The sequence below is a fragment of the Streptomyces sp. NPDC059567 genome, assembly GCF_042735655.1.
In the GTDB taxonomy this organism is placed as follows: Bacteria; Actinomycetota; Actinomycetes; order Streptomycetales; family Streptomycetaceae; genus Streptomyces.
The window spans coordinates 22136-30724 of record NZ_JBHWBS010000056.1 but is presented as its reverse complement, the minus strand read 5'-3'; the positions used below and the strand labels follow the sequence as shown (position 1 = coordinate 30724).

The window sequence follows — 8589 nt, the reverse complement described above, 5'->3', positions numbered from 1 at the left end:
ACACCCCCTATCGCTGGGCCCCTGTCTTTTTAAAAAACAACCCCGGACCCCCCCCCCCGCGCTCCCCACACCACCCCCCCCCCGGGGGGGGCCCCCGCCGGGCCCGGGCCCCCCTCTCGTCGTCACGGGTTCTTCTACAGCTTCTCGACCGGTGCATACCGCAGCAGCAGTCGCTTGGGCTTCTCGTCGCCGAAGTCGATCGTCGCCTGCGCGTCGGCGCCGACGCCCGTCACCTGCATGACCGTGCCGAGACCGAACTGGTCGTGCGTGACCCGGTCGCCGACCTGGAGCGTGATCACCGGCTTGTCGGTGGTGCGGCGGGTGGCGAAGCCTGAGGGGCCCGAGCGCGCACGGGAGGAGGAGAGCGAGGAGGTGATCCCCGAGGTCGGCCCGGCGGGCTTGACCATGGGGCCGGTCCGCTTCCACTCCAGATACGTCGCCGGGATCTCCTCCAGGAAGCGCGAGGCCGGGTTGTACGACGGCTGGCCCCAGGCGCTGCGCATCGAGGAGCGGGTCAGATACAGCCGCTCGCGGGCGCGCGTGATGCCCACGTACGCCAGCCGGCGCTCCTCCTCCAGCTCCTTGGCCTGGCCGAGCGCGCGCATGTGCGGGAAGACGCCGTCCTCCATGCCGGTCAGGAACACCACCGGGAACTCGAGGCCCTTGGCGGTGTGCAGCGTCATCAGCGTGATGACTCCGGACCCCTCCTCGTCCTCGTCGGGGATCTGGTCGGAATCGGCGACGAGTGCGACCTTCTCCAGGAACTCGGCCAGGGTGCCGGCCTCCTCCTCACCGCGCTCCTGCTCGAACTCCAGGGCCACGGCGGCCAGTTCCTGAAGGTTCTCGATGCGGGTCTCGTCCTGCGGGTCGGTGGAGGCCTGCAGCTCGGCGAGGTAGCCGGTCCGCTCCAGGACGGCCTCAAGGACGACCGCGGGGCCGGCGCCGGAGTCGACGACCGTACGGAGCTCCTCCATGAGGGTGTTGAAGCGCTTGACGGCGTTGGCGGAGCGGGCCGCCATGCCGTACGCCTCGTCGACCCGCTTCAGCGCCTGCGGGAAGGTGATCTTCTCCCGGAGGGAGAGGGCGTCGATCATCGCCTCGGCGCGCTCGCCGATACCGCGCTTGGGCACGTTCAGAATGCGGCGCAGCGGGACGTTGTCCTCAGGGTTGGCGAGGACGCGCAGGTAGGCGAGGACGTCGCGGACCTCCTTGCGCTCGTAGAAGCGCACTCCGCCGACGACCTTGTAGGGCAGGCCGACGCGGATGAAGATCTCTTCGAAGACGCGGGACTGGGCGTTCGTCCGGTAGAAGACGGCGACGTCGCCGGCCTTCGCGTCGCCCGCGTCCGTGAGCCGGTCGATCTCGTCGGCGACGAACTGGGCCTCGTCGTGCTCGGTGTCGGCGACGTAGCCGGTGATCTGCGCGCCCGCGCCAGCGTTCGTCCACAGGTTCTTGGGGCGGCGGGACTCGTTGCGCTCGATGACGGCGTTGGCGGCGGAGAGGATCGTCTGCGTCGAGCGGTAGTTCTGCTCCAGCAGGATCGTCGTCGCGTTCGGGTAGTCCTCCTCGAACTGGAGGATGTTGCGGATGGTCGCGCCGCGGAAGGCATAGATCGACTGGTCCGCGTCACCGACGACGCACAGCTCGGCCGGCTCCAGGTCCTCGTAGCCGGTGCCGACCAGCTCCCGCACGAGGGTGTACTGGGCGTGGTTGGTGTCCTGGTACTCGTCGACGAGGACGTGACGGAAGCGGCGGCGGTAGTGCTCGGCGACGTCCGGGAACGCCTGGAGCAGATGGACCGTCGTCATGATGATGTCGTCGAAGTCCAGGGCGTTGGCCTCGCGCAGCCGCGCCTGGTACATCCGGTACGCCTCGGCGAGCGTCTTCTCGAAGCCGTCGACGGCCTGGTCGGCGAAGGTCTCCTCGTCGATCAGCTCGTTCTTGAGGTTCGAGATCTTGGCGCTGAAGGACTTCGGCGGGAACTTCTTCGGGTCGAGGTCCAGGTCGCGGCAGACCAGCGCCATCAGGCGCTTGGAGTCGGCGGCGTCGTAGATCGAGAACGAGGAGGTGAAGCCGAGCTTCTTCGACTCGCGGCGCAGGATGCGGACGCAGGCGCTGTGGAACGTCATGACCCACATGGCGTTGGCGCGCGGGCCGACGAGGTGCTCGACCCGCTCCTTCATCTCGCCGGCGGCCTTGTTGGTGAAGGTGATCGCCAGTATCTGGCCGGGGTGGACGTGCCGGGTGGCCAGGAGGTGGGCGATGCGGTGGGTGAGCACCCGGGTCTTGCCGGAGCCGGCGCCCGCGACGATGAGCAGCGGGGTGTCGGTGTGGACGACGGCGGCGCGCTGCTGTTCGTTCAGCCCTTCCAGGAGCGCGGCGGCGTCCACGACGGGGCGGGCGGCTCCGTCGCGGTAGTACGCGTCCCTGGTCGGCGGCGCGTCGAAGCGCCCCTCGAAGAGGTCGTGCGGGACCTCCTCCGCGGCCGGGGAGCCGTGCGGGTGGTGCTCGTCGTCCTCGGGCGGGGGCGGGGGCTCCTCCGAGGAGTGGTTCTGGAGGCTCGCCAGGAAGCTGTCGTCAAAGAGGCTGCTCATCGCCTAACGAGTCTAGGCCGCCGCACTGACAGCCCGCTGCCACCTCCCGAAGTGACCGGATTCTTACGGAGGGTGACAGTCCGCTTCAGGTCACGAAAATGTATCGGGCATATCGAACATCGGCCTTCACAGCGCCCCCACGAATTGGCTAGCGTGCTCGCCCAAGCAGCCCGTCCCCTCCGGCGGCGAATCGCGCCGAGCGGGCAGCCCACGCCGAACCCGGCCCTGTCTCCAGCCAGTTGGGCCTGCGCAACTCGGCGGCCACGGAAGGAGATGCCGGTCTTGGCGTCCCATCGCAAGCCGCGCAGCACACGTCCGCACTCCCCCGCCGTCGGGGTCACGACGGCCGCCATAGCCTCCGTAACGCTGCTGTCCACACAGAGCGCGCAGGCGGCCCCCGCGCCGCCGAAGCCGACGGTGGAGGAGATCCAGAAGAAGGTCGACGACCTCTACCGGCAGGCCGGCACGGCGACGCAGGAGTACAACCGGGCCAAGGAGTCCACCGACCAGCAGCGTCGCAAGGTCGACCGGATCCTCGACGACGTGGCCAAGCGGACGGACGCGATCAACGAGTCCCGGCGCGCGCTCGGCTCGTACGCGGCGGCGCAGTACCGGGCGGGGGCGGTCGGCCCGACCGCCGCGCTGATCTTCGCCGACAGCCCGCAGTCGTACTTCGACCAGACCCACCTCATGGACCGGCTCTCCGAGCGGCAGCGCAGCGCGGTGGCGGACTACGAGGGCAAGCGAGCCGAGGCGGCGAAGCAGCGCACGGAGGCGACGAAGAGCCTGGAGAGCCTCACCGAGTCGCAGGCGACGCTCCGCACCAGCAAGCAGAACGTCCAGGGGAAGCTCGCGGAGGCGCGGACCCTGCTCGCCCGGCTGACGGCCGAGGAGAAGGCCCGGCTCGCGGAGCTGGAGCGCAAGCGCCAGGCCGAGGCGCGGCGCAAGGCGGAGGAGCAGGCGAAGGCCGAGGCCGCGGCGGCGGCCAAGGCGGCCGCGGAGGCGGAGCGGCGCAGGCAGGAGGAGGCGGCCGAGGACAAGCCCGAGCCGCCGGCGACCGGCGGGACGAGCGGCTCGACGTACGCGGCGAAGGCGGAGAAGGCGCTGGCGTTCGCGCGGGCCCAGATCGGCAAGCCGTACGTATGGGGCGCGACGGGCCCGAGCTCGTACGACTGCTCCGGGCTGACCCAGGGCGCCTGGAAGGCGGCGGGCGTCGATCTGCCCCGCACGACCTGGGACCAGGTGGAGGTGGGAACGCGGGTCGCGACGGCGGACCTGCTCCCCGGCGATCTCGTCTTCTTCTACGACGACATCAGCCACGTCGGCCTGTACATCGGCGGCGGCAAGATGATCCACGCGCCGAAGCCGGGTGCCAACGTCCGCGAGGAGTCGATCTACTACATGCCGATCTACGGGAGCGTGCGCCCGGCCTGAGCCGGTTCCGCACGGTCAGGAGCCGGTTCCGCCGTGCCCGGAGCCGGTTCCGCCGTGCCCGGAGCCGGTTCCGTCAGGTCCAGAGCGTCGCGATGAAGACGTTGGCCACGGTCAGGCCGCCGACCGCGCCGAAGAGGCCCGCGGGCACCTTCTCCTCGTCCCGCTTCACGTACACGAGGGCGAGGATGACGACGAGGATCGCCATCTTGATGCCGATCTTCACGTTGTTGACGGCCTGGTCGTCGGCCTGGTTGAGGCCGACCAGGGCGATTCCGGTGACCAGCATCGTCAGCGCGCCGTGCAGCATGGCCGGCACGAAGCGGGCCGTACCCGCGCCCATCGCCTTCATCTGGGTGAGGAACCCGCCGAGCAGCGAGGCGATTCCGATGATGTGCAGGGCGACGAAGACATTGATGAGTACGTCCATGGGGCGGAGCCTAACCGGGCCTTAGCACCGCTGTTCGGCCGGGTCCAGCCAGTCCGGCGCATCGGTCACGGGCGTGCCGCAATGCGGCACCCACCCGCCGCGGACCCCGGAAGCGAACGGTCCCGGAGCGCCAACTGGCGCCAATAGCGGTCAACTCCCCGCCCTGCCGTGACGCCGAGGTTTAGCGTCCTCCTCCAGGTGGCCGGCTCCCCACCACCGTCGGTTCTTCCGGCGGCAGTCGGCCGCCCCCGCCGAGAAATCCGGCGGTGGGCCGTCTCCCCTGTGCGGTCCATCGCCGGACCCGGTGGGCATCGACCCCCACAGGGAGAGGATGTGACCCGCCCTCGTGGCAGCTCACCGCAAGCCCAGGAACTCACCCCTCGGTGGCCAGGCGGCACGGACCGCCGCCACGCTCGCCCTCGCCTCCGCGGCCACGGCGACCGTCTTCGAGGGGTCCGGGCAGGCCGAGCCCAGGCTCACCCCCGCGCAGGTGAAGGCGAAGGTCGACCGGCTGTACCAGGAGGCCGAGGTGGCCACCGAGAAGTACAACGGGGCGAAGGAGAAGGTGGACGAGGCCCGGGGCGCGCTCGACCGGCTGCGCGACGAGGCCGCCCGCAGGACCGAGCGTCTCAACACCGCCCGTGACGCGCTCGGCTCCACGGCCACCGCGCAGTACCGCTCCGGCGGTCTCGATCCCGCCGTGCAGCTCGCCCTGACCTCCGACCCGGACGAGTACCTGGCGCGCGCCGCGCTCGCGGAGAAGGCCGGGGAGCGCCAGGCGACGGCGATCACCTCCGTACGGCGGGAGCTCACCGGGATCGGGCAGCTGCGCGCCGAGTCGACGGAGCGGCTGACGCAGCTGCGCGGCCACGAGGCCGAGCTGCGGCGGCAGAAGACGGCCGTGCAGGGCAAGCTCGACGAGGCGCGCAAGCTGCTGGCCCGGCTGACCGCCGAGGAGCGGGCGCGGTACGAGGCGGCGGCGACCGGTTCAGGGCGGGGCGACGGCGCCGGGGGCTTCGCCGATACGGCCGGGGCGCGGGCGGACCGGGCCGGCGAGGGGCGCGGACCGGTCGCGGCGCCGAACGGGCGGGCCGCTCAGGCGATCTCCTTCGCCAGGGACCAGCTCGGCAAGCCGTACGTGTGGGGGGCGACGGGCCCGTCGAGGTACGACTGCTCGGGCCTGACTCAGGCCGCCTGGCGCTCCGCCGGGGTGTCGCTGCCCCGTACGACGTACACGCAGATCAACGCCGGGCAGCGGGTGTCGCGCTCCGAACTGGCCCCGGGCGACCTGGTGTTCTTCTACTCCGGCATCAGCCACGTCGGGCTGTACATCGGCGGCGGGCAGATGATCCACGCGCCCCGGCCGGGCGCTCCGATCCGGGTCGCGCCGATCGACGAGATGCCGTTCGCGGGGGCGACACGGGTGGCGTGAGGGCGGAAACCCCTTGACCTTTGGATAGTGGCGCTATCTACTATGGGTAGTGCCACTATCCAATCGTGGAGAGGACATGCCATGCCCACGCTCCCCTGGACCGTCCCGAATCAGGCCCGCGCCGGCACCGAGGCGCAGGTCATGGCCTCCCGCTTCGAGGTGCGCTCCCTGAAGGACGTGCCCCGGTTCTTTCTTCAATCGCTCAGTGCCTGGCGACAGGTGAAGTCGGCGCCGGGCGCCCTGGGCGCCTCGCTGATCGCCCAGCCGCTGAAGCGGACCTTCTACACCCTCTCGGCATGGGAGGACCGCAACGCCCTCTACGCCTACGCCCGCGCCGAACCCCACCGCTCGATCATGAGCGGCCTGCGCGCGACGATGCGCGACTCGACCTTCACCTTCTGGGAGGTACCGGTGGACCGGCTCCCGATCGACTGGACCGAGGCCAAGCGCCGACTCGCCGAGGAAGCGGCAAAGAAGCCGGGCTCCTAGAGCCGGCCTCAGACCAGTCGGCGGGCCGTCGCCCAGCGGGTCAGTTCGTGACGGTTGGACAGCTGTAGCTTGCGCAGGACCGCCGAGACATGCGACTCCACCGTCTTCACCGAGATGTAGAGCTGCTTGGCGATCTCCTTGTACGCGTACCCCCGGGCGATCAGCCGCAGTACCTCGCGCTCCCGCTGGGTGAGGCGGTCGAGGTCCTCGTCCACCGGCGGGGCGTCGGTGGAGGCGAAGGCGTCGAGGACGAAGCCGGCCAGGCGGGGGGAGAACACCGCGTCGCCCTCCTGGACGCGGAAGATCGAGTCGACCAGGTCGGTGCCGGTGATCGTCTTGGTGACGTAGCCGCGGGCGCCGCCCCGGATCACGCCGATCACGTCCTCCGCCGCGTCGGAGACCGAGAGGGCGAGGAAGCGCACCGGGTGCTCGGCCGCCGCCATCAGGCTCGCGCAGCGGCGCAGCACCTCGACCCCGCCGCCTCCCGGCAGGTGTACGTCGAGCAGGACGACCTCGGGGCGGGTCGCGGTGATCACCGTGACCGCCTGGTCGACGTCGGCCGCCTCGCCCACCACCTCGACCCCGGTCACGTCGGTCCTGCCGATCTCGGCCTGCACGCCCGTGCGGAACATCCGGTGGTCGTCGACGAGCACGACCCGTACCCGGCGCTCCACGGTCTCCGCCCCCGTCGTCCCGGTCCCGGTCTCGTCGCTCATGCGTCCGCCCTCTCCATCTCAAGCTCCACTTCGGTGCCTCCGCCCGGCACCGACCGCAGCCGGGCCGAACCGCCGTTGCGCTGCATCCGGCCGATGATCGATTCTCGTACGCCCATCCGGTCGGCGGGTACGGAATCGAGGTCGAAGCCGGGCCCCCGGTCCCGCACGGAGACGAAGACCGAACGGCCCTCCACCTCCGCGTAGACCTGTACCGCCCCGCCCTCGCCACCGTACTTCGCGGCGTTGACCATCGCCTCGCGCGCGGCCTGCATCTGCGCGACCAGTTTCTCGTCGAGCGGGCAGTCGCCGACGACGACGACCTCCAGCGGGACACCGTGCTTGTCCTCGACCTCGGCGGCGGCCCGCTTCACCGCCTCGGCGAGGGTCTCGGGCTCCTCGGCCTCGTCCTTGCCCGTGCCCTCCGGCTTGTACAACCAGTTCCGCAGCTCCCGCTCCTGGGCGCGGGCGAGTCGGCGCACCTCGCCGGGCTCGTCCGCGTTCCGCTGGATCAGCGTGAGCGTGTGGAGCACGGAGTCATGGACATGGGCCGCGACCTCGGCGCGCTCCTGGGCGCGGATGCGCATGGTCCGCTCCTCGGAGAGGTCCTGGGACATCCGCACCAGCCACGGGCCGGCGAGCAGAGCGATACCGGTGAGCACGGCTATCGCGGCGGTCAGCGCCGTGCCCAGCTGGGCGGCGGAGCCGCGGACCACCATGAAGACGGTCAGCCCCATGCCGACCAGCGCGACTCCGGCGAAGCCGCGGGCCAGTTGCAGCGTGCGCCGGCGGCGGCCGGTCTCGGTCCAGCTGGCCCGGCGGGCGTTGTCCGCCTGTCGCCAGACGAGCACCACGCCGACGCCGATCAGGAGCGTCGGCCAGACATAGCGGTCCGTCCGATTGCCCCAGTCGATGTTCCCCGCGAAGATCGCGGCGCCGATCGCGAGCGCGATCAGCGCGAAGACCTGGCCCCGGTCCGGCTTGCGCAGCCTGCGCCGGCCGTCGGCGGTGGTCTCGAACACCGGCCGGGGCGTGGAGCGGCCGCCGACACCGAGCGGGACGACGATCCAGAAGACCGCGTACAGCAGGGCGCCCAGGCCGTCCGCGAGGAGCAGGGCCACGAACAGGGCGCGGACCCAGACGACGGGCAGCCCCAGATGTCCCGCGAGGCCGCGCGCGACACCGCCGAGCCACCGGCCGTCGGCGCTCCGATAGAGCTTGCGCACGGGCGGTTCGTCGGTCTCGGCGACACGGGCGGTTGCGGGCATGAACCGATCGTCACACGTCCGGCCTGGCGTGGACATCAGGGTCTGCCCTGAGATCGCCCCTAGGACGCGGCCCCTAGGAGTTCCTCGGGGTGGACCGCCCGCGGAATATCAGGGTCGCGCCAGGGTCGGCCCCGGGGGCCCGGGGGGGGCCCGGCCGGCCACCAGGTAGCCATAAAAGTTGTTCGCCGTCTACACAACGAGCCCCCCCGGCGGCGGGGGGCCCGCCCCGACC

The 8589-nt window shown here is 71.2% G+C and carries 7 protein-coding genes; 3 read left to right on the top strand and 4 right to left on the bottom strand.

Features of this window, described 5'->3' with window-relative positions; all coding sequences use genetic code 11:
• Positions 1 to 134: 134 nt before the first annotated feature.
• On the bottom strand, positions 135 to 2594 hold the full coding sequence (gene pcrA, locus ACFVZW_RS23460; RefSeq protein ID WP_384524420.1) for a DNA helicase PcrA: 2460 nt from the start codon (positions 2592 to 2594) through the stop codon (positions 135 to 137).
• A gap of 273 nt (positions 2595 to 2867) precedes the next feature.
• Between pcrA and ACFVZW_RS23455 the strand changes: the two genes are divergently transcribed.
• A complete protein-coding gene (locus tag ACFVZW_RS23455) occupies positions 2868 to 4028 on the top strand; it encodes an NlpC/P60 family protein (RefSeq protein ID WP_384524417.1) in 1161 nt (386 codons plus the stop codon).
• 73 nt (positions 4029 to 4101) lie between these two features.
• Here ACFVZW_RS23455 and ACFVZW_RS23450 read toward each other — a convergent pair whose 3' ends face one another.
• Positions 4102 to 4455, bottom strand: coding sequence for a hypothetical protein (locus ACFVZW_RS23450; protein ID WP_384524414.1), 354 nt, complete (start codon positions 4453 to 4455; stop codon positions 4102 to 4104).
• A 346-nt stretch (positions 4456 to 4801) separates the two neighbouring features.
• Between ACFVZW_RS23450 and ACFVZW_RS23445 the strand changes: the two genes are divergently transcribed.
• Both ACFVZW_RS23445 and ACFVZW_RS23440 read left to right on the top strand, forming a co-directional pair.
• On the top strand, positions 4802 to 5887 hold the full coding sequence (locus ACFVZW_RS23445) for an NlpC/P60 family protein (protein WP_384524411.1): 1086 nt from the start codon (positions 4802 to 4804) through the stop codon (positions 5885 to 5887).
• A gap of 81 nt (positions 5888 to 5968) precedes the next feature.
• Entirely contained in the window at positions 5969 to 6376 is a 408-nt protein-coding gene (locus ACFVZW_RS23440; protein WP_384524408.1) for a DUF3291 domain-containing protein, read from the top strand.
• Positions 6377 to 6384: 8 nt separating this feature from the next.
• On the opposite strand, the gene ACFVZW_RS23435 is transcribed toward ACFVZW_RS23440, so the two are convergent.
• Positions 6385 to 7092: a LuxR C-terminal-related transcriptional regulator gene (locus ACFVZW_RS23435; RefSeq protein WP_384524405.1), complete on the bottom strand. Its 708-nt coding sequence runs from the start codon at positions 7090 to 7092 to the stop codon at positions 6385 to 6387.
• Complete coding sequence (locus tag ACFVZW_RS23430) at positions 7089 to 8357, bottom strand: PspC domain-containing protein (protein ID WP_384524402.1); 1269 nt, start codon at positions 8355 to 8357, stop codon at positions 7089 to 7091. The genes ACFVZW_RS23435 and ACFVZW_RS23430 overlap by 4 nt, the downstream gene beginning before the upstream one ends.
• Positions 8358 to 8589 lie beyond the last annotated feature (232 nt).

Bases quoted from the DNA above. Each gene is read 5' to 3' on its own strand.
- ACFVZW_RS23455 (WP_384524417.1), top strand. From the start codon at position 2,868: ATGCCGGTCTTGGCGTCCCATCGCAAGCCGCGCAGCACACGTCCGCAC.
- pcrA (WP_384524420.1), bottom strand. From the start codon at position 2,594: ATGAGCAGCCTCTTTGACGACAGCTTCCTGGCGAGCCTCCAGAACCAC.
- ACFVZW_RS23450 (WP_384524414.1), bottom strand. From the start codon at position 4,455: ATGGACGTACTCATCAATGTCTTCGTCGCCCTGCACATCATCGGAATC.
- ACFVZW_RS23440 (WP_384524408.1), top strand. From the start codon at position 5,969: ATGCCCACGCTCCCCTGGACCGTCCCGAATCAGGCCCGCGCCGGCACC.
- ACFVZW_RS23435 (WP_384524405.1), bottom strand. From the start codon at position 7,092: ATGAGCGACGAGACCGGGACCGGGACGACGGGGGCGGAGACCGTGGAG.
- ACFVZW_RS23430 (WP_384524402.1), bottom strand. From the start codon at position 8,357: ATGCCCGCAACCGCCCGTGTCGCCGAGACCGACGAACCGCCCGTGCGC.